This is a genomic window from Azonexus sp. MM2026_4 (assembly GCF_055901855.1).
This window is the reverse complement of record NZ_CM148380.1, coordinates 712,706-736,324: the sequence shown is the minus strand read 5'-3', so window position 1 is coordinate 736,324 and position 23,619 is coordinate 712,706. Positions and strand designations below refer to the sequence as shown.

Annotated in this window: 31 protein-coding genes; 11 read left to right on the top strand and 20 right to left on the bottom strand. The window is 60.4% G+C overall.

What is annotated here, in order from left to right; genetic code table 11:
• Positions 1 to 2 precede the first annotated feature (2 nt).
• From AC0KWY_RS03310 to AC0KWY_RS03265, 10 genes are all read left to right on the top strand, one after another.
• Positions 3 to 305 (top strand): hypothetical protein, encoded by a 303-nt coding sequence (locus AC0KWY_RS03310; RefSeq protein WP_474028226.1) that lies wholly within the window; start codon positions 3 to 5, stop codon positions 303 to 305.
• A gap of 25 nt (positions 306 to 330) precedes the next feature.
• Positions 331 to 1,350, top strand: a complete 1,020-nt coding sequence (locus AC0KWY_RS03305) for a hypothetical protein (protein WP_474028225.1) — start codon at positions 331 to 333, stop codon at positions 1,348 to 1,350.
• Between the two features lie 117 nt (positions 1,351 to 1,467).
• On the top strand, positions 1,468 to 2,124 hold the full coding sequence (locus AC0KWY_RS03300; RefSeq protein ID WP_474028224.1) for a recombinase family protein: 657 nt from the start codon (positions 1,468 to 1,470) through the stop codon (positions 2,122 to 2,124).
• Between the two features lie 67 nt (positions 2,125 to 2,191).
• Entirely contained in the window at positions 2,192 to 2,419 is a 228-nt protein-coding gene (locus AC0KWY_RS03295) for a hypothetical protein (protein ID WP_474028223.1), read from the top strand.
• Positions 2,419 to 2,928 (top strand): hypothetical protein, encoded by a 510-nt coding sequence (locus tag AC0KWY_RS03290; RefSeq protein WP_474028222.1) that lies wholly within the window; start codon positions 2,419 to 2,421, stop codon positions 2,926 to 2,928. Before AC0KWY_RS03295 ends, AC0KWY_RS03290 begins: the two co-directional genes overlap by 1 nt.
• 20 nt (positions 2,929 to 2,948) lie before the next feature.
• Positions 2,949 to 3,185, top strand: a complete 237-nt coding sequence (locus tag AC0KWY_RS03285) for a hypothetical protein (RefSeq protein ID WP_474028221.1) — start codon at positions 2,949 to 2,951, stop codon at positions 3,183 to 3,185.
• Positions 3,185 to 3,448, top strand: a complete 264-nt coding sequence (locus tag AC0KWY_RS03280) for a hypothetical protein (protein WP_474028220.1) — start codon at positions 3,185 to 3,187, stop codon at positions 3,446 to 3,448. The genes AC0KWY_RS03285 and AC0KWY_RS03280 overlap by 1 nt, the downstream gene beginning before the upstream one ends.
• A gap of 22 nt (positions 3,449 to 3,470) precedes the next feature.
• Complete coding sequence (gene trbK, locus AC0KWY_RS03275) at positions 3,471 to 3,716, top strand: entry exclusion lipoprotein TrbK (RefSeq protein WP_474028219.1); 246 nt, start codon at positions 3,471 to 3,473, stop codon at positions 3,714 to 3,716.
• A gap of 16 nt (positions 3,717 to 3,732) precedes the next feature.
• The gene (locus AC0KWY_RS03270; RefSeq protein WP_474028218.1) at positions 3,733 to 4,347 is read left to right on the top strand and encodes a hypothetical protein; all 615 of its coding nucleotides are present in this window, start codon (positions 3,733 to 3,735) and stop codon (positions 4,345 to 4,347) included.
• A gap of 9 nt (positions 4,348 to 4,356) precedes the next feature.
• The gene (locus AC0KWY_RS03265) at positions 4,357 to 5,193 is read left to right on the top strand and encodes a restriction endonuclease (protein ID WP_474028217.1); all 837 of its coding nucleotides are present in this window, start codon (positions 4,357 to 4,359) and stop codon (positions 5,191 to 5,193) included.
• Between the two features lie 17 nt (positions 5,194 to 5,210).
• On the opposite strand, the gene AC0KWY_RS03260 is transcribed toward AC0KWY_RS03265, so the two are convergent.
• From AC0KWY_RS03260 to AC0KWY_RS03215, 10 genes are all read right to left on the bottom strand, one after another.
• Positions 5,211 to 5,969: a SprT-like domain-containing protein gene (locus AC0KWY_RS03260; RefSeq protein WP_474028216.1), complete on the bottom strand. Its 759-nt coding sequence runs from the start codon at positions 5,967 to 5,969 to the stop codon at positions 5,211 to 5,213.
• A 158-nt stretch (positions 5,970 to 6,127) separates the two neighbouring features.
• Complete coding sequence (locus AC0KWY_RS03255) at positions 6,128 to 6,424, bottom strand: hypothetical protein (protein ID WP_474028215.1); 297 nt, start codon at positions 6,422 to 6,424, stop codon at positions 6,128 to 6,130.
• 151 nt (positions 6,425 to 6,575) lie between these two features.
• Complete coding sequence (locus AC0KWY_RS03250; RefSeq protein WP_474028214.1) at positions 6,576 to 7,028, bottom strand: PH domain-containing protein; 453 nt, start codon at positions 7,026 to 7,028, stop codon at positions 6,576 to 6,578.
• Between the two features lie 14 nt (positions 7,029 to 7,042).
• Positions 7,043 to 7,579: a PFL_4695 family integrating conjugative element protein gene (locus AC0KWY_RS03245; RefSeq protein WP_474028213.1), complete on the bottom strand. Its 537-nt coding sequence runs from the start codon at positions 7,577 to 7,579 to the stop codon at positions 7,043 to 7,045.
• Complete coding sequence (locus tag AC0KWY_RS03240; RefSeq protein ID WP_474028212.1) at positions 7,579 to 8,607, bottom strand: TIGR03756 family integrating conjugative element protein; 1,029 nt, start codon at positions 8,605 to 8,607, stop codon at positions 7,579 to 7,581. The genes AC0KWY_RS03245 and AC0KWY_RS03240 overlap by 1 nt, the downstream gene beginning before the upstream one ends.
• Entirely contained in the window at positions 8,604 to 9,023 is a 420-nt protein-coding gene (locus AC0KWY_RS03235; protein WP_474028211.1) for a DUF1525 domain-containing protein, read from the bottom strand. Before AC0KWY_RS03235 ends, AC0KWY_RS03240 begins: the two co-directional genes overlap by 4 nt.
• A complete protein-coding gene (locus AC0KWY_RS03230; RefSeq protein ID WP_474028210.1) occupies positions 9,023 to 9,634 on the bottom strand; it encodes a hypothetical protein in 612 nt (203 codons plus the stop codon). The genes AC0KWY_RS03235 and AC0KWY_RS03230 overlap by 1 nt, the downstream gene beginning before the upstream one ends.
• Positions 9,635 to 9,648: 14 nt before the next feature.
• Positions 9,649 to 10,572 (bottom strand): DUF3262 family protein, encoded by a 924-nt coding sequence (locus AC0KWY_RS03225; protein WP_474028209.1) that lies wholly within the window; start codon positions 10,570 to 10,572, stop codon positions 9,649 to 9,651.
• Between the two features lie 22 nt (positions 10,573 to 10,594).
• Positions 10,595 to 11,122, bottom strand: coding sequence for a hypothetical protein (locus tag AC0KWY_RS03220; protein WP_474028208.1), 528 nt, complete (start codon positions 11,120 to 11,122; stop codon positions 10,595 to 10,597).
• Positions 11,123 to 11,142: 20 nt separating this feature from the next.
• Positions 11,143 to 11,889, bottom strand: a complete 747-nt coding sequence (locus AC0KWY_RS03215) for a DsbC family protein (protein WP_474028207.1) — start codon at positions 11,887 to 11,889, stop codon at positions 11,143 to 11,145.
• A gap of 435 nt (positions 11,890 to 12,324) precedes the next feature.
• Between AC0KWY_RS03215 and AC0KWY_RS03210 the strand changes: the two genes are divergently transcribed.
• On the top strand, positions 12,325 to 12,537 hold the full coding sequence (locus AC0KWY_RS03210) for a hypothetical protein (RefSeq protein ID WP_474028206.1): 213 nt from the start codon (positions 12,325 to 12,327) through the stop codon (positions 12,535 to 12,537).
• A gap of 29 nt (positions 12,538 to 12,566) precedes the next feature.
• Here AC0KWY_RS03210 and AC0KWY_RS03205 read toward each other — a convergent pair whose 3' ends face one another.
• From AC0KWY_RS03205 to AC0KWY_RS03160, 10 genes are read right to left on the bottom strand one after another with little or no spacing between them, the layout of a single operon-like run.
• Entirely contained in the window at positions 12,567 to 14,135 is a 1,569-nt protein-coding gene (locus tag AC0KWY_RS03205) for a conjugal transfer protein TraG N-terminal domain-containing protein (protein ID WP_474028205.1), read from the bottom strand.
• A gap of 12 nt (positions 14,136 to 14,147) precedes the next feature.
• Positions 14,148 to 14,525 carry a hypothetical protein gene (locus AC0KWY_RS03200; RefSeq protein WP_474028204.1) on the bottom strand — a complete coding sequence of 126 codons (378 nt, stop codon included), beginning with the start codon at positions 14,523 to 14,525 and terminating at the stop codon, positions 14,148 to 14,150.
• Entirely contained in the window at positions 14,525 to 15,871 is a 1,347-nt protein-coding gene (locus AC0KWY_RS03195) for an integrating conjugative element protein (protein WP_474028203.1), read from the bottom strand. Before AC0KWY_RS03195 ends, AC0KWY_RS03200 begins: the two co-directional genes overlap by 1 nt.
• On the bottom strand, positions 15,868 to 16,425 hold the full coding sequence (locus tag AC0KWY_RS03190; protein ID WP_474028202.1) for a hypothetical protein: 558 nt from the start codon (positions 16,423 to 16,425) through the stop codon (positions 15,868 to 15,870). The genes AC0KWY_RS03195 and AC0KWY_RS03190 overlap by 4 nt, the downstream gene beginning before the upstream one ends.
• A 10-nt stretch (positions 16,426 to 16,435) precedes the next feature.
• Positions 16,436 to 19,345: a conjugative transfer ATPase gene (locus AC0KWY_RS03185; RefSeq protein WP_474028201.1), complete on the bottom strand. Its 2,910-nt coding sequence runs from the start codon at positions 19,343 to 19,345 to the stop codon at positions 16,436 to 16,438.
• Positions 19,345 to 19,806 (bottom strand): TIGR03751 family conjugal transfer lipoprotein, encoded by a 462-nt coding sequence (locus tag AC0KWY_RS03180; protein ID WP_474028200.1) that lies wholly within the window; start codon positions 19,804 to 19,806, stop codon positions 19,345 to 19,347. The genes AC0KWY_RS03185 and AC0KWY_RS03180 overlap by 1 nt, the downstream gene beginning before the upstream one ends.
• Entirely contained in the window at positions 19,754 to 21,358 is a 1,605-nt protein-coding gene (locus tag AC0KWY_RS03175) for a TIGR03752 family integrating conjugative element protein (protein ID WP_474028199.1), read from the bottom strand. Before AC0KWY_RS03175 ends, AC0KWY_RS03180 begins: the two co-directional genes overlap by 53 nt.
• Before the next feature lie 2 nt (positions 21,359 to 21,360).
• Complete coding sequence (locus AC0KWY_RS03170) at positions 21,361 to 22,314, bottom strand: TIGR03749 family integrating conjugative element protein (protein WP_474028198.1); 954 nt, start codon at positions 22,312 to 22,314, stop codon at positions 21,361 to 21,363.
• A gap of 13 nt (positions 22,315 to 22,327) precedes the next feature.
• A complete protein-coding gene (locus AC0KWY_RS03165) occupies positions 22,328 to 23,176 on the bottom strand; it encodes a PFL_4703 family integrating conjugative element protein (RefSeq protein ID WP_474028197.1) in 849 nt (282 codons plus the stop codon).
• A 6-nt stretch (positions 23,177 to 23,182) separates the two neighbouring features.
• Positions 23,183 to 23,608 (bottom strand): TIGR03750 family conjugal transfer protein, encoded by a 426-nt coding sequence (locus AC0KWY_RS03160; protein ID WP_474028196.1) that lies wholly within the window; start codon positions 23,606 to 23,608, stop codon positions 23,183 to 23,185.
• Between the last annotated feature and the right edge of the window lie 11 nt (positions 23,609 to 23,619).

Sequence of the window (23,619 nt, the reverse complement as noted above, 5' to 3'; positions counted from 1 at the left end):
GCTTGAAATTTGAGCAAGGCTCAGAGAACATTCCATTGGCAATCTATCAGCGGAACGAAATCGGAGATGGGATGGGGATGACAAAGGAAGAGGTGTTGGCGTTGGCTGAATGCATGATCTCCGCTGCGGGGTCTCGCAAGTACACCGAATTCCAGCTCGGCTATTTTGATGGCCTGGTTGGCGCTTGGTGTCAGAGTGGGCTGATCAGCATCCAAGAGATGCAGACCTTGCGTCGTAGAGTCAGAGAAAGCGTGCCTGTGGCGCGGCCGGCATGGTGGGATATCGCTACCCGCATTGGGCTATGAGTAGATTTCGACAAAGGAGAGTTTGTTGAGTAATTTAAATTTGCCGTACTTGAAGGTCGGGGTGCAACTTACATCCCAAGACGAGTTATTCCCGACCGGCCGTTGCTTTGGCATGGAAGATCATGAGCGCCATAAGGAACGTTTGGCGAATCAGCTTTTTACGATCGAGGATGACCTGCTTTATTCTTGTATCACCTACGGGGAGGGTGTTGAAAACCCCCTTGTTGCCGGATTTACCAAGTCAAAAAACGGTTTGGGCTACGCGTTACTGGCATTCTTCGCAAGCAGGGCACTAGGCTTGTATCGATTGCCATTTTGTCCGGATCGGGCCTTTGAATGGCCCGTTGGATACGGCGATACTGAATTACTTCGGGGTGTCTTGTCTCAACTTACCCCACCTCGCGTTGATGCGATATGTAATGAAGTTTCGCGGCTCTACGAGCACACCCAGCGAATGCTCAGAGAGGCTGGGGTGACAAGTGTTAATTTGAAGCGAAATATCAAGGATGAGAAGGGGGCTTTTGACAGAGGCGATGGTTACGCCGAACTGTTATTCAAGCTGAAAAGCGCTTGTGAAATAGCCGGGCGAGAAACATTGCGTATTGAAATGGATGTACTTAATAGCTACGGGGATGACGGCGGGTATTCGCATTACCCCGTTAGAATCGCGAAGTCGGTAGTGGCTGAAGATATTCTTTACTGCAGCAATCTAATTCGTTCCAGAAAGAGGGGTTACGACGGAGAGCCTACCAGTGCCGTCGAACCGGGTGAATGGGTAGTCATCAACCGGACTCATGATGGTGTTGTTGAGGTTCCGGTAGCGGACATTCAGCTCAATACAAAGGATTGGCTTGATCGATGGGAAAGGCGCTCCAAGGAAGCTGAGAGTGCCAAGCGATTCCTTGAACAGTGGGATCCGATAATCCTGAGAGGGGCTGGAACCTTGAACACCTACAGACCTTTCAATGGCGGGGTCGTAATGCGCAGTAGGGCGCGGATACGAGAGGCAATCCGAATACTTTGGACCGGCCAGCTACGCTCGTAAGCTGTCATCTTGGTTTTGCAAGGGTATGCCCTTGACGAACCACCGTGTTCTGGTACTGTTTGGTTGAAAACCAAACCCAAAATAAACCGGTTCGCGCATTGAACCCCAAGAGTACCAATGAACTACTTTGTCCGCGCCTACCTTCGGGCATCAACCAACGAGCAGGATGCCGAGCGCGCCCGGGGCGCGCTGGATCGATTTGCGGCCGAACGTGGCGTCACGATCTGCAACTACTACGTCGAGAACGAATCCGGGGCTCGCCTCGATCGCCCCGAGTTGTTCCGGCTGCTCTCGGATTGCCGGCCGAGCGACGTGCTCCTGGTCGAAGACATCGACCGACTGTCGCGCCTGGCCAGCGCTGACTGGGAAGCCCTCAAACGGACCATTCGCGAGCGCCAGGTGCGGGTGGTCGCGGTCAACGTGCCAACGACCTGGCAGCATCTGGCGCAGGCGCAAGGCGAGTTCGATGCGCGAATCTTCGGCGCGATCAATGACATGCTCCTGGACATGCTCGCCGCTTTCGCACGCCGCGACTACGAGCAGCGTCGCGAGCGCCAGGCTCAGGGAATCGCCAAAGCCAGGGGGCAGGGGAAATACCAGGGGCGGCAACCCAACCAAGAGCGCTACGACGCCATCAACCGAATGCTGGCCAGCAACAACTCCTGGAGCGTAGTTCAGCGAACGATCGGCTGCAGCCGGGCAACGATCAGCAAGGCCGTCAAGTTTGCCGCGGAACAGCGTTCCGAAACCTACTGCGAAATTCTGACAACATGAGCGAGCAGAATCGAGCGCTCGGAAGTCACCCACAAGGTGTAGTCGCCCCTCAACAAGGAAGAAGCGCATGCGCATCATAGGCCGCCGCAAGGAGCATCCCATCACTTTCTCGGCCTCGGCCGAGCTGTTGGCTGAGGGCGCGCGATTCAATGACGAAATCCACCGCCTTCCGACTGGCAACACGACCCATATCCCGAAGGGGCTCTACCGGTTCAAATCCTTTGAAGAGGCCAATCAACACCAGCAGGATTGCCTGATCGCCGGCATGGCAAAAATCGCCCTGGAGCGGATGTAATGGATGAATACAGCCGCCCGGCAACCATTGATGACCTCAAGTCGCTGATTGCCTCGCTGAATGACCAGGGCGCTGATTACCTGCTGATCGGTGGATATGCTTTGTTCGCGCACGGCTACCATCGAGCCACCACGGACATCGACGTTCTGGTGCCGGCGACTCAGGAGGCCGGGATCAAGATTCGCTCTGCGTTGATGGTACTGCCGGATCAGGCGGCGAAAGACATTGATCCGGCCTGGTTCGACGAAGGCGAGAATATCCGCGTGGCAGATGCCTTTGTGGTCGACGTCATGCTCAACGCTTGCGGCGAAACCTATGAAACCCTGAAGCAGTACGCCGAAACCGTCGATCTGGACGGTATTCCCGTTCGCACAATCAATCTGGAAGGCCTGCTGCGGACCAAGCAAACGATGCGTGAAAAGGACGTGTCCGACAGAATCGTCCTGGAGCGAGCGCTCGAAACGCTCAGGGAGCGCGTAAGCAAGCCGGATAATGATGATCGGTTTTGATTCTGGAGTAAGAGCACGTTATGCATCTGGCCCTTCTCTTTGGTGTTTTCCTTGGAGCCTACCTGATCTACATGATCTTCGTAGGCGGGGCGTCGAGCCTTTGCGCATTCGCGTCCAATCATCCCTATCGGTTTACCAGGGGAGTGATTGGTGCGATCGCCGGCTTCTTGGTCGCCTGGCTGTTTGGTCTTCCCTACGTCATCGAGATAACAAGTTCCAGTGCGCTCTGTTCCGTTGTGCTCGGGGAGATCGTCTGATGGCGTCAGCGCTGGCGATTTTGGTGATGGTCGTGATGGTACCGGTGGTGCTGTATCAGACGGCCTCGGTCCTCATTGGAACCTTGCGAAACGTCATTGTTGCCAGTCCCGGGTTCGCCGTGAAGGCATTCGCGTCGGGTTCGGTGATGGCAATCATTGGCTATCTGAAAGATGGCTTTGTGACGATCGAAATCGTGGTCTACGGATTTCTGGGATGCCTCTTGTATGCCCTGGTTCTCCTGATCAAATTCGACGGCAAATAGCCTACCAACGAAAGGGGAGGGTATGCAGCAGCATTGGAAAATCGCGGGAGCAATAGTCATTGGCTTCGCGATCAGCTTGCCGGCCGCCGGCCAGGATGGCTTCAAGGAACCGCGTTCCGATGCGGAGTGGAAGGCCTTTTGCGAAGCACCGGACTACAAGCAGAAGTTGCTGGCCATCGAGGACAAGGTGCAGCGTGAACGGGTGGCTGGCACCTGCCTGCGGGCACCCTGGCAGAAATTCGTGCCAAGCAAACCGAAAGCCTGGTGAGCGAGTATCCGCGCAGATGACCAGCAGTCGGCCGCATCGCGCTTGGGTTCGTCAGCCTTCCGGCCGGCGCCTTGATCTGGCCAATCCGACCCCTTTCGATTGGGAAGACAGGGATCTTGCGATCGGCCTTGCCCGGACCTTCCGCTGGGGCGGCCACTCGACCTGGCCGAGGCCGATGTCGGTTGCGCAACACAGCATCCTGGTGCTGGAGCTCCGACGCCAGATGTCGCCGACACCACTCGATCGTCAGGCCGCCTTGCGCGAACTCCTGCACGACGCGGAAGAGGGACTGATTGGTTTCGATCCGATCTCTCCGCTCAAACCAATCCTGGGCGATGCGTTTGAGGCCCTGATGGACCGTTTGACGCGAGTGGTTTTCCTGCGCTACGGGTTGCCGTGGTGGACGGAAGAGGAAAAAGCTAGACACAAGGAAGCCGACAGGTTGGCGGCCGCCAGCGAGGCGGTTCATGTGGCAGGGTGGTCGGCCGAGGAAGTCCGCGCAGTGCTCGGCATCAAAATCAAGCCGCTCGTCGAAGATCCGCTTGTCGTTCTGTACGGTGGCACGCCCTGGGAACCCTGGCCGGCGAGCGTTGCGGCCGATCGCTTTACGGCCGCATTGGCAAATCCATGAGGTAACACGATGGGACGCAGAAAACAGGACTCACTGGTCGAAGACATCGCCGAACTGGCAGCACGCTTTCATTGGGGCGTTGGTGTTGCCCTGGCCATTCTCAATTACCTGGTGCTACATCACTTTGCCGGCCTGCCTACGGTGGCCACCGTCACCCCGGGCGAGATTGGTGCGATGGTGACGAGCACGGTGTTTCGCTCAGCATCGCAGCTATTTCAATACCTCGCGCCGCTGCCATTTCTGGCTGGGGCTTTGGTTTCCGCGATCCGGCGCCGCCGCGCCGGCGAGCTGCATGATCAGGTAGCAGCCGATGGATCGGATAACGCGCTCGAGAAGATGACCTGGTTGGAATTCGAAGGTTTGGTCGCTGAGACATTCCGACGCAAAGGCTATCGCGTCCTGGAGAAGGGCGGCGACGGCCCGGACGGCGGTGTCGACCTCGTTGTGTATCTGGGCTCGGACAAGTACCTGGTGCAGTGCAAGCAGTGGAAAACTCGCCAAGTCGGGGTGGCGATCGTTCGGGAACTCTATGGTGTGATGACGGCCGAGCGCGCAGTCGGCGGTTTCGTAGTTGCTTCAGGTGATTTCACGCCGGATGCGAAAGCCTTTGCGATGGGACGCAGCATCGAGCTGGTCAACTCCCGCAAGCTACGGCACTTGGTCGGCGGTGAGTTGCCCGCCGCGCAGGCTTCAGCTACCGCCGCCGATCCCAAATGTCCAAAGTGCGGTAGTGCGATGGTGAAGCGGACTGCAAAGTCCGGCACATACGCGGGCAACCAGTTCTGGGGCTGCACGAAATTCCCCAGTTGCAAAGGGATTATCAATTTGGGCAAATCCGCTGAGTAGCGCTCAACGACAACGGCTCACGGGAACTCCACGAACACCTGGCCACACTCGCAGCACTGGATCTTGAGGCCTGGCTTTCCCCAAAGATTGGTATTGCAGCAGCAGGTGTATTTCGACCGGTTGCTCTTATTGGTGGCGGCGCCGGCAACCTCGCCAGGCGCCGGGGCACCGGCCGAGGCAGATGCTTGCACAAGCTGGACCCCGGATATCGCGGGAATGCTCGCACCGGCCGGCGGCAAGCTCGGCGACAGGCTGGCGACGTTACTTTGACTGACGGCCACTTCATCCGCCGGCGCAAAACGGTCGTACCAGGAGATTTGGTAATCCGTGGTCAGCAGCTCACAACAAACCTGCAGAAATCGTCCGCCATCGAGCGGATAGTCCGCGATGCAGTCGCCAGTTCGTTTCCCCCCAGGCTTGCCCGTGCTCGACGGCATCAAGCCCAGTGCTTCCATCTTGTCCGCCCACTCCCCGTTGTGATAGCGGCCCCGGCCAGGTGTGCCGAAATGGTGCTGCCAGAGGTGCACCATTTCGTGGGCCAGCGTCTGCATGATCTCGACGATCGGGACGACGGCGAAGTAACTGGGGTTGAGCGCGATTTCGTCGACGGTCTCACCGTTCCTGTTTCCGAAGCGATCGGCCGAGAAATAGCCATAGGTTCGCTTTTCCCGCTGTAGGGTAATCAGGCACTCCGGTAGCTGGCCACCGAAGAGGCGAGCGTTGAAAGTGTCATAGGCGAGCTGGAGCTCAGCGTAGGTTTTGACAGTTGGCTTCACGGGCAAATTGTATTGTGCAATACAAACCAAACCGGGAACAACACCCTATAGTCGATAGGTACTCAGTAGATGAGGCGGCAGATGCTGCTCCGCTCCTGTCCTGGAAGAGCAGGCCGTTGCGCAGCATAACCAGGACAGAGCATGATCGACAGCACGGGTTACTGTTTGTCGAGTTCAGTTCGTTGGGCGCAGGCCAAAACCTTTTCATTTTCTGGCTGACCGCAAAATGCTTTCAGTGCTGACCGCATCCGGACCTGGAAATCTTCAGTGGCCATTACTGCGGTCAATTCCTCGCGGCTTTCAAACGGCTTGCCACGCTCGACCTCAATATCGCTGATTGCTTGATACGCGGCCGGCGAAAAGGCGTAGAGCACAGATCGATCGATGGGTTCGGCGGCTGCACTTCCCAGCAGCCCCATCAGCAGCAGGCCGATAGCGGTGTTTTTCATGTTCATGGGTTTCTCCTTGAGTAAAAGTCAGTAAGTGTGGCTACGCCAAATAGGCTGTCCGGTGCTCAAAATGTAGTCAATCACCTCCATCCGTGACAGTTATTGGACTGCAGCATGACTATCCACAGGCTTATCCCCGGATTCTGTGGATAACCGCCTAATTGAATTCCCTGACCCCCTTGGCGACTCGGCAGCGCTCAACGTTGTCACGCATCAAATCGGCCACCGCCATGGGATCGTGAACCGCCTCAAGCACGATGTGAGGGGTACTGACGTCACTGGTGGTCAGGATGACGCGGCCGCAGCCAGCCAGGCGCTGCAGGAGCGGCAATTCGACGGAGATATCCTTGACCCGATAGAGTTCGCAGGCTTCCGAGCGCACGAAAATGATGCCCGAGCGTTCGGAGAGCCGCTGCGAGGTGAGTGTGTAGATGTGATTCCGGACCTGCAGGTAGCGAACCAGGGCGAGCAGCGCCGGCAGCAGCAGCCAGGCCAAGAGCAGGCAAACCAGGTAGTACCAAAATGACGCAACGTGGCCTTCGGTCTCCTGCCAGATCGGATACGAATCCGATTGGTGCTGAGCCGGGGTGTAATCGATGGGTTCCACCATGGTCGTCGCCCTTCCTATTGCGAAATCATCCCGTCCGGCGTGATCAGCACCGGCCACACGGTGATGCCGGCGGCGCCGGCCAATGCGTCGATTGATCCCGGCACCAGGCGCACGGCGCCGGCATGCGAACGCAGATTCTCGAGCGCGATCAAATCACGCACTGAGGCTACCAGGCAGGCTGCGCCCATCTTCTCCAGCGTGCCGCGGTTGAGGCTGAGCCAGTGCCGAGACAGTTGGTCGTCACCAACAATGCAGATCGGAACCCCGGGGCCGCCTGGAAGATTTGCACGCACGGCCGGGCCAAGAATCCCCGGTTTCGCCGCCGTCGTAACCACCGGAAAAATCAGGTGGGGCTGCAATTGTGGTTGCGGTGGCGCGGCTGGTTGCTCGGCCGGGCCATCGAGCTCGATCTCGTCGCCGAGCTCGGCCGCGATCGAGACGCCGCCGGCATCATGAATCACGACCGGCGCAGCACGCGCCGTCTGAGCGCCGGCCGGAATACTTGCGAAGCCCAAGAGAACCACACCAGTGAGACAAATCGCGCGGAGCATCACCATTTTCCCCATGTGACGGCGTAAAGGAATGTGCCTCGCTTTCGGCAGCAGGCATAGGGCCGCCACAGCGTGTAGGCATACGAATCGGTTGAGCTCGTTAACATGTCGCCATAGCCCGATAGCGACAGTGTGTCGTTTGCGCCGAATACGTGGCAGGACGATGTCGCGCTACTGGCGGCCTTCGGCGCCGCGAGTTGCCACAGCCCACCCATTTCACTGTTTTCTCGCGCCGCCGGCGGATCCCAGACAATTTGGCCGCTCCGAGAGGTCCGGCCGCCCGATTTGAGATAGCGGTAGATGTGAGGCTGGCCACTGTGCGTGACGATATCGGCGATCCGCTGCGACAGCACCGCTGCAACCTTGACGGGGTGTTGATGGGTGTGCCAGCCCGTGCGAGGCATGACGCTGCCCCAGGTGTTGAGCGGAAAGCTTCCGATTTCCCGCATGCCCGGCACCCACGACGCCGGATACAGCAGTTCGGCCGGGACAAAATCCCGCCAAACCGCAGCATCGGTGAAGCTCGAAAAGTAGGGCGTAAACGGCGTTACGGCGCGAGGGCAGGTAGCAAGGCCGAAGCCGCTCCCTGGATGGCCAATGGCGTCAGCATCGCGGTACTTGGCGGCCCTGTTGCGGCGATCGCCTTTGGTGAATGATCCCGCGCCGTCTCCGATAAATGCCTTCAGGAGTGTTGAGGCACCCACTGCGAGTGCCTTACCGGTTGGAATGCCGACTTCCGGCCAGGGATGATTGTCCAGATCCTGGTAGGTCGAGACGACGAGATCCGGGGCGAAGTGCGAGTAGCGCACCGTGGTCCGGATACGGCAATGATGCGAGCAGTAGAGAAAGAAGCAGACCCCGCTGACATGCCACTGGCTGCAGGATGGGAAAGTGACCGTTGCCTGAGTGAATAGCGCAGCGGTGTTGGTAACGTCGCCACCGACGCCGGATTTTCCGGAGCCGGTGACTTGGGCGAGGGCCATGCCGCCCATGGCCAGGCCAGCCAAGCAAGCGATCAGCTTTTTCATGGGCGTCCCCTCTGTTGCAGCCAGGTCATGTAGATCGACCGGGCGCGATCGACATCGAAGAGGCCGTAGACCGTTGCCTTGCCTTCGAACACGATCGCCGGTGTCTTCGTGATGCCGTACTCGGCCGCGCGCACTCGTGCGATCGCTGAGGCACGCAAGGCGTTCTGCTCCTGCGGCGTCAGCGCCTGCAGGCGGTTGGCAGCGACTGTCGTAGCCGCCGCTTCGTTGTCAGGCAAGCCCGCAGAGAGCGCATCCATGTTGCGGCGAAGCTGATCGACGACGTGCACAACCGCGATACCGGAACCGACGAAATTGGGCTGATTGCTCAGCTTGAAGACCTCTGCTGTCTGAGCGTGTGCGAGCAGAGATACAGCCGAAAGCCAAGCGGCGGTAACTATTTTGGATTTGGAGAGCATCACCGCACCAGACTACGAAAATCGGAACCCACTTTCTTCCAGAAGGCTTGATTGTGGAATTGCGGATTTGGATACTTGTCGCTTGTGGCCATGCAATACTCAGCACGTACGGTGCTGCCCGCCCCGGTATCGTTCTTGATTAGAACTAAATCGACGTGCATAGCCACATCAGCGTATCCGGGATACTTGACTTGGGTGGCAACGTCATAGCGGACTCCGGGTACTCGTCCGTGATTGAAGCCTGGCTGAGGGTACTTGGCCTTCGCGTACTGTTCTGGCGTTGGAAAGCGGTATTTGTTCATGGCGCGGTTGTAGGCCGCGTCAACGCTGGCCGGACCGGAAGCATTTGTTTGCTCACAGCGCTCTTGGTAGCCCTTGTTACGTTGCTCGGAGCCACCATCATCAATGGTGCCGGTGAATTCGCCGCTCTGCTTTTTCCTGGCGTAGTCCTCGTATTCCTTCTTGGCCTTGGCCTTGCACGCTTCTACGTTGGCGTCACCGGCACACTTGACCGAGTAAATCATGTCGTCCAGGAACTCCAGCGCGCATGCAGGCGGCGAGTTTAGAAGCACACCCAGCGAGAGCAGGGCGGCGAAGGTGTTGCGCTTCATGGGCAGTCCTTTCATTACCAGAGAATCAAGATCAGCAGCATCGTGACGACCATGCCGCGAACAATGTCGCCACTCATTTGGTGGAGCTCGACACGACCTTCCGTAAAGGCCGTCCAGGAACCAAAAACGACATAGGCCAACCAGGTCAGGAAGGCAGCGGCCGCCACCAAAGTCAGCATGCTTCTGGTGTCGCTCATGGTGCTACCTGAGCCACCAGCAAACCCGTCCAGGGGATTGGCGTAAACCGACACTGCGCCGGTCGACGGCGAGGCGAGAACGGATGGGCTCGTCAGCGACGCAGGCAGGGGTGTCGTGGCTGTGCTGCTCGTCGTTGCTGTCGAGGCGCCTCCAGACGGCTTTGCGGACAGCACTTCCGCGTAAGTCGTCGGCGTTGGCAAGCCGTAACCACCGAACTTGGCGATGTAGCTGGCGATGCTGGTGTTGTTGGCATCAGTGCCGATTACGCCGCCCTGCAGGAAGGCCTTCAGGCCGGGATTTTTGGCATTTCCGATGCCCAGGAGGTGATAGCCGGCCAGCAGCCCGCTGGCGGTGACTTCAACACCATTGACGGTTTGACCGACATACTTGTCCAGCCCGTAATACTGAATCGTCTGCCAGGCTTTGGTGTGGTAGGCGGTTACGGCGTTGGTTTGGGCCTGCGCGTTCGCCAGAAAATCGGCCTGACTGTTGATGCCATCCTTGCCGGTCCAGGCGCCAGAGGCCGTCTTGTAGCCCGCGTCCTGCAGCGCGCCCGAGCCCATCTGGTACAGCCCGGAATAGCCGTATTTATTCACCGCGTACTGGTTCATCGACGATTCACGCTGCGCGAGCGATCGCAAATAGTCCGCATAGGTGGTGCCCGCCCAGACTGCAGTTGCCACCAGCAACAGGCTCAACAATGCGTGTCGGCGAATCCAGTTGGATATTGATCTGGCCATCGCTTTGCTCCTCCGGTCGAAATCAGAGCCCTTTGCAGGCGTCGGGCATCTTGGGGTCCGCCACGCGCCCCTTCAGGACGTACTTCCGCTGCGTCTCGGCGTAACCCCAAACGGGATAGCAGAAGCCCCGGACCGCCGGCATGATCTCCGGCCAGGCGCCGGGTTTCGCAGGTTGCATGTGGACCTCGTCACCGTCCGCGCTGATCACTGTCCGCCAGCGGCCTTGCGCGTCACTGGTGACAACATGGGTGACCCGACCTTTCATGCCGTAGGCGCAACTGTTGCCCTCGATCACGATCACCTCGGTGCGGCCATCGCGGTTCAGGTCACGCAGGGTGACCACTGGCTCGCTCGCCTGTTTGCACTCGCTGTCCACCAACCCTTCCGGGCCGATAGCGATAGGGAGCAGGGCGGCGATCGCCTGTCGATCGGCGGGGCTGAGTACCTGGGCATTGGCCACGCCCTTGAACAGCAGGTCAGGCACCGATTGGGCCAGCGCCGGCAACGCCAGCGCAGCGAGAAGGAGTAATTTGCTGTGACGTAATTTCATGAAGGTTCTCCGCAACTGAATTACTGGACCATGGACGCATCAAGCACAGTGGACAGCACATCGATGGGCACGCGGCCGACCATGCGCTGCCCATTGCCCAATACGATCGTCGGCGTGTTCTGCACCTTGTGCTGATTGCCGAGCGCGACGAGCTGGCCGACTTTCGCCAGCGCTGGCTCGCACCCTTGATCGACCTTTGCAGGAATCGCCTCAGCGCCAGTCATGTAGGCATGCCACTTCGCCGCGCGGCGGTTCGCCGGCAAGCAGAGCGTCATCGCGACAGCGGGCGGCGAGGCCTCGGATATGATCGGCAGCGGGAAGTGGTAGATGGTCACATCGCTCAATTGAGCCAGGCTGCCATGTAGCTCGCGACATGCGGAGCATGCTGGATCTTCAAACACCGCAAGCTGACGCTTGCCGGACCCGTTCACCGTCTTGATGGCCAGATCAAACGGCAATTTCTTGAACTCGATCCTGGACACCTTTTCCAGGGTGGCTTGCGTCAGATCCTGACGCTGCTCGGTGTCGACCAGGCGGCCATCCACAATCACGAAACGGCCGCTGGCGTCGCTATAGAAGACATCAGTGCCCGACACAACTTCGAAGAGGCCGGGAATCGGTGTCGGGCTGACCGATGTCACCTCAATTTTTCCCTCGGTGTGGCGAGCGATACCTGCCCGAACACGGTCAAGGGTTGCGTCGGCAAGAACATGCGACGAAAACAACACGCCCACGACAAGGGCGAATACGGCACGCGGCAGCATCATGAAAGCTCCTGGGTTGAATCTTGGTTTGACGAATTCATGCTGGGCGACGACGGTCGCCGTGGCGCCCGGTGAGGGAACCGGAAACTCCGGCCCTTGGCGCCCGTAATCAAAAAGACAGGGAAGATTTCAGCGCCATTGACGCTTGAAACCTTCGCCTCACGCTGAAAACGGTGAGGCAAGCAGGCAGACCATTTTGGACCATGATCCGACGATGGCAGCGGCTTGTAGGACTCCATCATAGCGCCAACCATGACGACGTCAACCATTTCAATCTTGACCACTGGCATCCCCTTGTCCTATCCTGAATGTGCCTCAGTGCTGGGCGCATACTGTGCGCCGGCCCCGTTTATTTGAATGACGTTCCGCCATGTGGCTTTGGCCGCATTGATCGAGGCGGTGAAAATCCCCATCAACGCTTTGCGGAAATAATTCATCATGGACCTCCTGAAATTCCTGTTCTTCACGTTCAAACTGGCTTGGCAATTGCTGCTGGCCGCTGGAGCGTTCTTCCTGTGGCTGTTGTCGTTGCTGCCTGATGAAACTTCCGGTGATGAGGAAGAGTGGCACTCCTACCTTTCCGACAGAGGAAATGGGGGGCACGGGCCGATGCCAGGTGAAGTCAGAACGTACTACCGCCGTGATATGTAATCGGGTCGCTCGTTTGTCGGAGACTGTGTTCATCGCTTGCTGGCCGCTTTCTTCGCCATAGCCGTTCCGCTAGAACCGCTCTGTATGGCCGTTCTGACGGCTGTCTCTTTCATATCAGTCAAGCCACGCATGATGTTGTAACCAATCCACCCCATCATGCCGGACCAGACCATGGGGATACCGAGGTACATGCTCACCAGGACGGTATTGAGCGTGATGCGCTTGATGACGCCGTCAGCGCCGCCGGACTGCCATCCGTCGAAGAACTGACCAAAAACCGTAGCGGCGTCCGGATACATGGCCTTTAGAAGGTGGTCATCCATCACGCGTGCGATGAACCACATCAGCGGCCACATCTTGATCGTGAAGATCGCCAGGCCGCCCAGGAACATCACCTGCAGGCTGTAGCGGCCAATCACCACGATCAATGGCAGGAACATGTAGATCGTCATCAGGATCAGCGGCTGGGCCATGCTGACGAACTGGACGATCGGGTAAAGGGAGGCCCGGGCCTCAATCGCTTTCCCGGCGGTGCCGGCAATCCCCAGGATGTCGAGCGGCGCCTGGATCAGCCGATCCAACTCTCCGCGATCCTCGCCGATGATTGCCGTGGTATCGACCAGGGTTGGACGCTGCTTGGTGATTGCCAAGCGGATTACCGAGTCCTCAATGGTCGTAGGGTCCGTGCCCGGATAAATTGACGTCAGCGCTGTCGTGATCGACGTAGTGAAGGCACCGCCGCTGGTTACAAAGCCGGCCAGGATGTCCGACTTCAATTGCGCCCACCAGGTGTTGCACGCCGGCCGCCCAAAGTCGGGCGGCACCGTCGTGCCGGCGACATCGGCATCTGCGGTGGCGTCAACGGCGAATCCCTCGACGCCACGCGTCGCTGACAGCGTGTCGTAATAGCCAGGTTCGGTCTGGAAGAAATGCGAGCCAATCCACTCAACATCCGAGGGGCCAAACGTGCCGAGGACAGCCGTGCCGGCGGCCGTCACGGGATTGGTGTTCATGTAGTATTTCGAACGTGCTGCGGTGTAGCACTCGGCCGTGAAGCGCTGGACGTTCGCGCGCAACTTCGGATCGTTGATACTGGCCATACGGGCCATTTCTTCCATCTGCCGGAATCCCGCCATATCGTTGCCGATACCCGCCTTCGCTGCTTCGACAACGCCGGACGAGATGCCCATCACGAAATACCACCAGGCGGGGATTTCCACGGTTGCCGGCGCCCCGGCGAAGGCGTCGGTGTAGGAGCCTGCGGCCGCACTCGTCGCCGTCGTCGATGTCGTAACGGCGGTCGCGTCGGGTGTGTGGTTCAGACTGACCTGGCTGATGTTCAGCCCAGGGATCGTCGTGAAGCACATGGCCAGTACGAAGATCGCAACGCCGAGCTCAACCTCCATCACGCGGATCATCCAGCCGGCGTCAGCACCATCGGTCGACGCCTGCTTGTGCGCCTCGATCCATGTGCCGAGAATGAGAAAGATGAACGGCAGGTAGATGAGGCCGGTACCGACCAGGATGTCCTTGAAGATCGCGGCAAAACCCCAGCCATACATCGTGGTGAAGAGTTCAAGATAGCTTTGAACGGTCATGACAATCCTCGCTCATGCGGACCAGAGAAATACGCTCAGGCCGATCAGCGCCAGCCCCCAGAAGAACAAGCGATCGCGGGCGGCCAGCCAGGCCGCCTCGATGGCGCCCGTGAAGTGCGCCGCCTTCACGATGCTCTCCCACTTCCACCAGATGAGTGCCAGGCCGCCGAGCTGCAGCAGAAGCACCGCCGGGCGTGCCAGGTCGAGCCAGTAACGCACACGAACGGCCACCGTCTGCGGCGCATCACTGCGGATCAATAGCCCTGCTGTAAACAAGCCCACTGCGAGCAGGATCAGCATCAACGCAATACCGGCGCCGGCGAAGGTCAGGGCGGTGCGTTTGCGGGACTTGGGCACGGTGTTTTCGGCACGCGGTTGATCGGCGACCATCACTGCACCTTGCCGTTCGTCATCGGACGACTGTCCGCCGGCCGCGTCGCAGGAATGGCCGCCGAAGACGAGCGCGCCGCCTGGTAGGTTTGCAGCAGCGTGCCGGCCGAGGTGGATACCACTTCGCGACGCACCCGGGCCTCGTACATCAGGCTCTCGATCGCCTTGTTGAGGTCATCCAGCTTGGCATCAACGGCCGTAGTCACATTGTCAGAGACTGCGGCCGGAATGGTTTTGCCGGTGACGAGCATCTGACGGACCAACAAGGCACGATCCACCGTTCTAGCCAACGCAATTTCTTGCGACAAGCGACTGTAGGCGATCGCCTGTTCGGGCTTCGGCAAAGCACGTATCGCGTCCACTAGATCTCGGGTGATCAGCACGCCCGGCGCGGAGGCGGCCTCAAGAGCCGATGCCGTCGGCACGTTGGCCGACATGACCGTATTCAAATGACCTTGCGCTACTGGGATCTCTTCTTCGAATTTCTTGCTGAGCCCGATTCCTGACGAGGTGCCTTTTGGCGGGCAGTCCGGCCTATCGCAAGTCGCGATTTCGACGTCACCGACCGTATCGACCGCGAAATCCGATGCTGATTTAGGTGTGGGAAATGCCTTCGCCAAGCGGCTGTTGGTTGACGCATAGTTGGCCGTTGGGGATGCAGTCGTGGGCTGCATCATGGTCAGGTTATATGCACCAATGACTAGATCCGTCACGATCCGGACTGGATCTTGGTTGCTACCACCGACTTTGGTTCCGAAAATCCAGTTCACACCATAACGACCAGAATCGGACTGAACATCCTGCTTCGCACTGACGATACTGCCGCCCGAGGCAGCTTTTTCTTTCCACTGTTCGCCCATAGCCATCGTCACCCACTTGTCGTAGGGGTTCTTGCCGTCCTTGATTTGCGCTTCCATCTGCTCGCAGGACTCGAAGCTCACATTGACCAGGTCGCGGGCCTTCTGCAGGTAGGTCTGCAGGAGTTCGTAGAGGCCGGGCTGAGCACGCTGCAGGATGTACATCGGCAGAGCGGAAATCGCTGCCTGGATGGCATTCATCAGGACGCTGTCCACGTTCTTCAGGCCATTCAGGGTGTCCTGGATTGAGGCCTGAACATCGAATTTCCCGCAGGAGTAATTGAGTCGGCCGCTACCCGACAAACCCAAGCGCAGACGCATCGAATTCGGGTTGGGCGCCCGGGCGGCGGGATCGCTGCCGCCCAGGGAGTAATACAGCGACGAGCCCCGGCCGGATGAGGGCATGGTGACCGCCGCGTCGGCGACCATTGGCGACAGCAAAGCCAGTGCGATCAGGGTTGCACCAATGGACAGCTTGCGATTTCTCATGATTCAGATCCTTCTCCGGATTGCCGGATGAACGACGCGGCAATGAGCGCTGCGCGCTGGTTGCTCACCACGTCGGTTGGAATGAGTGCGTCGGCCGCCATCCGAAGATGGCACAACACCGGATGCCGGATGAAAGGGGCGGCCAGGCTGACTGGGGCGACTGTCAGCCTGCTGCGCCAGGCGCAGCGCCCGAGAAATTTCAGCAGGCTGGGCATGTCTCGGCGAGCCGCGAGGTCAACCCCATCAAGGACAACGACATCGGCGGCCGCTACTCGCTCGAAAAGGGCGGGCGCCTGCAGGTCGCAGTTGTATTCCTCTTGACGGGCGTACCGCAGGCGTATCTCGCCGCCGGCGAGGTCGGCGAGATCAACCAGTGCGGCCGACGGTGTGCGTAGGCTGAAATCCTGGCACCAGGTCGCCGCTGCGAGCGCCGTGATCGACGACGCCCCTGTTTCGGCGAAAACCAGATCGACGGCGCCGTAGCTTTCGAGTAACAGGTCGCCGAGTTGATCGGCGATCGTCCGGCAGGGTTGCAGCACTTCGGTCGAGATCATGCTCGGCGCCTCACGCATATTCACGCCGAGCGGCCAGTTTCTTCGCGACCACGTAAGCAGCCTGCAGCTCAGTGCAACCTTGTTCGTCCATGATCGCGCGCCGCTCGGCTTTTTCGTGCATCTCGGTCATCGCCAGTGCGATCGGCAGCGCCGGCGGGACGTTCCTGAACAACGCCTGCATGACGGACGAAATGACAACGCCTTCCGTGTATTTCGGCGGCTCTTTGGTCGCCGATTCCATCAAGCGGCGCTGCTCTTCGCTGAGGGTCTTGAACCGCGCGACATGCTCAATCTCGTCCGGCGGCATCGTCAGCAGCCACCACCATTCGCACATCGAGAGGATGCGCGCCACGTCATCCGGAAAGTCTTGCATGTTCTGGGTGGCGAGCCAGAACCACGCACCCAGCTTGCGCCACATCTTCGTGATCTTGACCACGTAGTCGGACAGAAGCGGGTTTTTCGTGATCAAGTGGCCTTCGTCGGTCAGGAAGATCAGCGGGCGCCCCTCGTAATGCGTCGCCTCGGCCAGGGCATGGACGTGGCTGACGAGCGACGTGTAAGCGACGGACAGTGCATCCTCGTAGCCCGACATGGCCAGCGTACCCATTTCGACGTGGATCACGTCCGCATCCGGCCAGCTTTCGCCATAGCCGTTGAACAACTTTCCCCGCAAGCCGTTGGAACAGAACACCATCATCGCCTGCCCCATGTCTTCGGCGCGGTCGCGACGTTGCGGCCCAAGGTGGGGCGAATCCCGCATTTCCATCAGTGCAGTTGCGACATCCTGAACCCGGGGATGCGGCTGGCCGGCGGCCTGTGCCTTGCGCGCGGCGCGAAATAGCGCCTGCTCAATCAGGTAACGGTCGGCGCGGCTCATTTTCTCGATTTCGCGCTTTTCGCCGCCGGTGATCATCAGGCTCGCCTGAATCACCATTTCGCCGAGCAGGTCGCGTTTCTCGTCCAGGTTGTTATCGTCGGCGTCAATGTCCGCTTCAATGGTCGAAATCAACGACTCGTCGACCGCATTGGCATCGCGCGCATCGACCGCCGATGCGGCGAGCCCCGGATCTTCGAGCAGCTTGTAGGCGTCAGCAAACGGCGGGAGACTCTCCTTGGAATCCGGCGTGAACCGCAGCTTGTGCACGGACAGCCCATGATCCTTGAAGTGGTCGCTCAAGAGCCCCATCGAATTGCCGGCATCGACGATCACCAGGCGCACGCGATAAATGGCCATCACCAGCATGCAGAGATAGTTCAGCAGCGCCGACTTGCCGGCGCCGGTGGGGCCGAAGATCAGCATGTGCGCGTTCTTCTTGCGGTCCCGCTTGTTCAGCGGATCGCAAAACAGCGGTTCGCCGCCACGGTTCCACAGCCAGAGGCCGGGATTGCCCGTGCCACGCGCCCGGCCGTACAACGGGAGCAGAGCGGCCACCTGTGAGACCCAGACCAGGCGCGATCGGCGCAGTTCGCGGGCATCGAACTCGGGCTCGAAATTCATGGGCAAACCGCGCATGAAAACATCGCAACCGACGAGCTCATGCCGAGGATCGATGAAGCGCAGCCCGGACGCCGTCAGCGACGCCGAAATTTCGGCAACCCGGTTGTTCAGATCCTGGTGATCCTCTCCGCGCACATAAAGGCACATGTAGAATGGATAGAGCTTGTCGCCCTTGCTCATCCATTTGAGCACCCGTTTCGATTCGTCGTGCGCAAGTTGCGCATCCGACGTGCGAGCGCGCGACGCCGACTGGATACTCTGCACCCGGGCACGAATCCGATCCTGCGGTGATATCACCAGGGTGCAGGACAGCATCGTGCCAGGCGGCATCCGGTCGAAACGGGCGAAGCGTTTGCTGCCATGCAGGCGCTCGGCCGTGAAATGACCGCCCTGGGGCGTTTCGCGAACTCCCTGCAGCGCCAGTGCGCGCATCGGCTTGCCGTTGAAAAGCCAGGTGCCGGTTTCCGGGTCTGAAACCGGCGGCGAGAGCAACAACAGGTCGCCCATGTCGGTCCCGAATGGCAACGGTGCCTCGTCGCCTTCCTGGTCATTGGGATAGGGACAGCGCTTCAGGATATCGCTGACCGTGGTCGCCAGGTCGCCGAACGGCCGGGGATTGAAGAACGGCAGCAGCCATGCATAGAAGTCTGGCGCCAGCATGACGCGCGAGCGGATACCTGCCTCGCGAAGGCCGGCAACCAAGCCGTTGGCGGCCTGGATCAGCGAAGTGCGCGGCGACCCAAAGTCGCCGCCGAAGTCGTGTTTCGGTGGATACCAGCGATAGATCGCCATCCGGACACGACGGAATTGACCGCGCCAGATGTTGTCCGACACCGACTCGTCACGGAAGAAGCCCTCCGGCTTGGCGACCGAGCGCAAATGCTCAGCCATTTCCTTGACGAACGACTGGGTGAATTGCGACGACAGCACTTCTTGCGCCCGGCGCCGCTGGCTATCGGCATCCCCTTGAGCACTCAGGATGTAGCGGGTCAACTGATCAATCAGGGGATCGAGACCGGTATCGTCATTGACGAAGAACTGGGCCACCCATTGCGCATCGTCCCATTCCGGCAAAGCCGACAAGGCGAGCTTGACCTTGTGCATGCAGGCTTCCATGAATGCGTCGTCCGAACCTTCGGTCGGGATCGGGTCCAGCTCGTACATCATGCCGCAGGAGATGCCGTCCTCGAGGAGAACCACGCCCTCACGGTCGCATTCCATCCACGGCAGCATATCGACGAAGGAGGGCGGCCGTTGGGCCATGGCGCGGCGCTGGGCCAGCGTCAAACCCGGTAGTTTTCCGGATGCTGCAACATCTGGCTGTTGCAGCGCTTGCGGCGCATCCGCTGGGCTGCCATCAGGCGCCACCTGGGGCGCCTTCTTGCCGCGATGCAACAGCGATTCGATCATGGTGTTGAGCATCAGCGCAGCCCGTCGAAGTTGCTGGAAGCCTCACCGGGCAGCAGATATTCCACCGAGTCGTACATCGGGAACATCGTCACGTAGCCGGGGATCGGGTATTTCCCCCTGGCTAGGTGCGGAAAGACCGTCATCAGGAGGTCCGGGTTGGCCACCCGGGCAAAACGCCGCTCGATCTGTTCCTGGGCGGCAAGCTTGCTCGGCCCCGGGTTGTAGTCGCTGGCGGCGCGCAACGGCAGCCGGTCCCGCGCATCCTTCGTCCCGGTACTGCCGGCGCGATCGTTATGGTTGCGGTAGATTTCTTCCATCGTGCCGCCGCTCTTCGGCAGCGGTGATTCGCGCGGCATGACCGTGCAGGCCGGCAGGATGCCCGTGAGCAGGGCGAGCAGCGACAAAACGCGAAGCGGTGACTTAATCGAAATCATGGTGGCGAGCCTTTCGTTGCGAGGAACGGTTGTCGGCATCGATGCGGTCGTAGTCGATACGGCGGGCATCGGGTTTCTTGTCGATCGGGATTTCCTGGTCGATGTTGACGACGACCTCGGCGCCGGCCAGGGTGAGGATCGCGTCGAACGAGTTGCCCATCCGCTTGGTCAGCCACTCGGTCACCTCGTTGGTGGCGCCGGATGCGGCTTTGCCGAGGATGTAGCGGTTCTGGTCGCCCGTCACCGTGCTGGTCGACGATGTGCCGCCATAGCCGGAACTTGAGGACACCGTCGTCTGTGCCATCGCGGCCGCTTCGCCTGCGAGTGACAACATCTTGAGGCCGATGGTATCGGTCAGGTAGGCCGGGGCATTGGTGATGAACTTGCCGGCAATGCAGGGGTTGCCGTAGCGATCGCTGATGTAGCCGAGCTTCGAGGTTTGAGCCAGGCCTTTGGAGGAACTTCCGCCTTCACCCATGCCCATGGTTGTGACGGCACCACCGTTGCGCTGGCTGACCGTCTGGATCGTGCCGTCTTTGAAGACGAAGGTCATTGACTGGATCAGGCCTTCGGAGCACTGCAGGTTCAGGTCGCCGATCGCGATCCCGGACATGATGATGCCGGACAGGTCGCGGGGCAGGTACTGGCCGCTGGCGGCGAGGTTTTCCGGGCCGATGATCAGTTTGAACTGCATCGGGTCATTGACCTTGCCGTCCACCGGGATGCGGCCGATGATCGCCGACATGGCGGTGGCACCGAGCAGCGTGGAGTTTTCCGGGATGGTGAAATAGCGCTTGGCTTCCTTCTTCTTGCCGTTGCCCGCACCGGTACCATCGAAGGGCGCCAGAGCGCTCGACGACGGCGGGGCGGTGGGCGTTGCCGTGCGGCCGCGTTCTTCGACACCAGCGGTTGCCCGAACCAGGGCGTCCCGGCCGTCAGTCCCCTTGCCGACACGAACACCGAGCGGCAGGACAGTGCGATAACCACCCGGTGCTGCTCCGGCCGTCCCCATCGCCGCGTCGCCCAGGGCGACACCACCGCTGGAGCCGCCCTGCAGGGCATCGAAGCCGAAGCCTTGCGGGAGTTGCGACACCAGGCTGCTGGGATCAAGCAGGCCGTGTTTCGATGGCGTGGCCGGGGCTTGGGCGGGCGCTGCCGGCGCCGGCACTTCGGTACGCAGTTCGTTGCGCAGTTCATCACGCAACTCGTCCTTCATCTGCCGGCGAGCCTGCTCGGTCTGCAGCCCTTGTGCGCGTAGCTGACGGTTCTCGTCGGTCACGCGCTGCATTTCCAGCCGGGCCGCAGCGATCTCGGCGGTCAGCGTCTTGAGGGACTCGGTCGGCGTGTCCGCATCGGCCGATTGCTGCGATTTGGGATTCTTCACCCCGCCCAGCAGACTGCCGCTGACGAGCCCGGGTTGACCGGCATCCGCTTCCTCGGCCGGCGGTTGCTGCGCCGGCACCGCTTCAAGCGGCGACTCCGTCAATGCGGGCGCCGGATCTTGACTCGCCTTCAGGGCAACGAAGCCAACTACGAGTAGCGCGATGACGGCCAGAAACGGAATCAGTTTGTTGGATTTGATCGCCGGCATGATTACGGCCTCGCAGCATCAAAGGGTTGTTCGGAAATGAGGCATACCGCCGTCGTGTCGGCTTCGCTGCCGGCCGGCGCCAGGATGTGATGCTGGGGTGTTGCTGCAACCCAGCGGCCGCGCAACAAGTCCATGTCGAGCTCAAGCTCGGATTGCCCACGATTCGTGAAGCGCACCGCCGTCACGTAGAGCCCAGCACTGCGCCAGGCGCCGATCGGCGTGGTCAGCACGGCGCTGGTCCGATAGAGGCCGGCAACCGGTTTGCTGCGGATATCGACCGCGCGTACCCCGGGCAGCGGTTTGACCAGACGCTGCGGGGCATAGAGTTGTTGGGAGCAATGACGCGTCAGTTGCACCAGGTCCGGTTCGTCCGGTTCATCCTCGTCGTCATCAGCCATGGCTGCGCGACGCGCGGGCGCCCGGCGCTCGTTGCGCGTCGCGATGCTGATCTCCATTTCACCGGGCACGCCCGCTTGATCGCGGACCTGGACATCGAGCGGGATCATTCCCTGGCCATCCAGTCCTTCGGCAATCACCCGCACGGTGGGTTGACCGCTTTGGCCAGTCAGGTAGAGGGTTGAGCCAATGACCTGGGCATTCAAACCAGCGGCATCCGGCGGAAGATGCAACGCGGCCTCCCACGGCAGGTAGACGCGACGCTCCTGCCCGGCGCTCAAGGCGACGCGCAGCGGCGACCGGTCATAGACCACCCGCTCGATGCCGGGAGCGACCGCCGGCTGTCCCGCCTGCAGGTCATCCGCTGGGGGGAAGGTTTCCAGCACGGGCGCTGCGCTTCGTTCGCCGCGGCCCTTTTTCCGGGAAGTCGAAACGACCTTGGCCGTAGGTTCGGCGACCGCTGCAGGGCGATCGGGCGGCAGCTCAGGTCCGGGTTCGCCGGCAATGGCATGCGATCCCACAGCAATCAGGATCAGGGCGATAGGACGTAGGGAAATCATCAGCGACTCCATCTCAACGGGGTTCCTGGGCATTCGGCAGCGCTGCTGCAGCCGGCGCTGCCGGTGTAGGCAAAGCTGTCGGGGCGGGTGCGGCGGCTTCTGGTGCGCCCGGCGCCGCGTTCGACGGGCTTGCAGGCGGTTCGCCAACCAGCGGTATCGCGTTGGTCACCGCTTTGGGCAGTACGGCGGGGATGGCGGCATTGGGTGCCATGACCTGTTCGACAACGATATCCCGCTCTTCCAGGCGCTCCGGTCGGCGGTTGCCAAAGCAGTCGATCGCCAGACCGAACGGGTTCTGTTCGCGGTTGACCTCATAGCGCACGATGCGCAAGGGGTACCGAATGTACGTGCGCTTGACGGCGACGCCGCGCGAGGTCTCCAGCAGTGCCGCGTCAAGCAAGACGGTCCAGGCGCCGCTGCCGTGATCGGTCACCCGGTTTGCGGCAAAGCCATAGCCGGGGATCTCCATGACGGCGCGCGTGCGCTGCGCCAGTTCGCCATTGCCCGCCTTGATCTTCAGGTCGGCATCGAGCTGGGCGCGGCAGGCGGGCGTGATGTAGGACTGCAGTGCGAAAATCTGCTTCGCGTAATCGGTGCCGCCATCATTGGGCCAGTTGTTGATCTGCTGCCAGATGTAATACCCGAAGGAGTAGACATTGGGTGCAGGCACCTGGGGCGTGCCGCCGATCTTGAGCGACGTGCCGTTGGAAAGGTCGGGCGGAATGTGCGCGGTCAATTCCGTTTCCTTGTAGCGCCAGCCGGCCAGGGCGGTCAGCGTGACGATCCCGAGGACACCGATTACGAAGCGTTGCGATCGTGCAATTGAGGCGGCCTGGGAGAGAGCGTTCTTGTAGCGGGACATATCCCCTTATCTCCGGAAGAAGTTGAAGCGACGGTCGGAGACATCGCGTGATTCGAGGCGACGGCCGACATCCCACTCGCCGACGTGGGTGATGTAGCGTGAGCGCCGCAGCCCCTTCTTCAACGCCCACTGGCGCATCGCGTGGACGTAGTAGAGGTCTGGGCGATTGCGTTTGACGACGGCCATCTTCTTGGCGACCAGCCACACCGATGCCAAGGGTCCGACCGTCGCCAGGAGGATGAAAAGAGGCAAACTCGGTTTCAGCAGCATGACCAGCCCAGCGACCGGCACCCAGATGGCGAACGCCAGCCCGATCACCCACAGCGCCTCGCTGTTGGAGAGACCGAGAAGAATCACCGGCTCGACGTTGACGCGATCGATCTCGGGCGCGGCATGCACGTCGATATCGGATAGCGGGTGGTTTTCGCTCATCTGGGGCACCC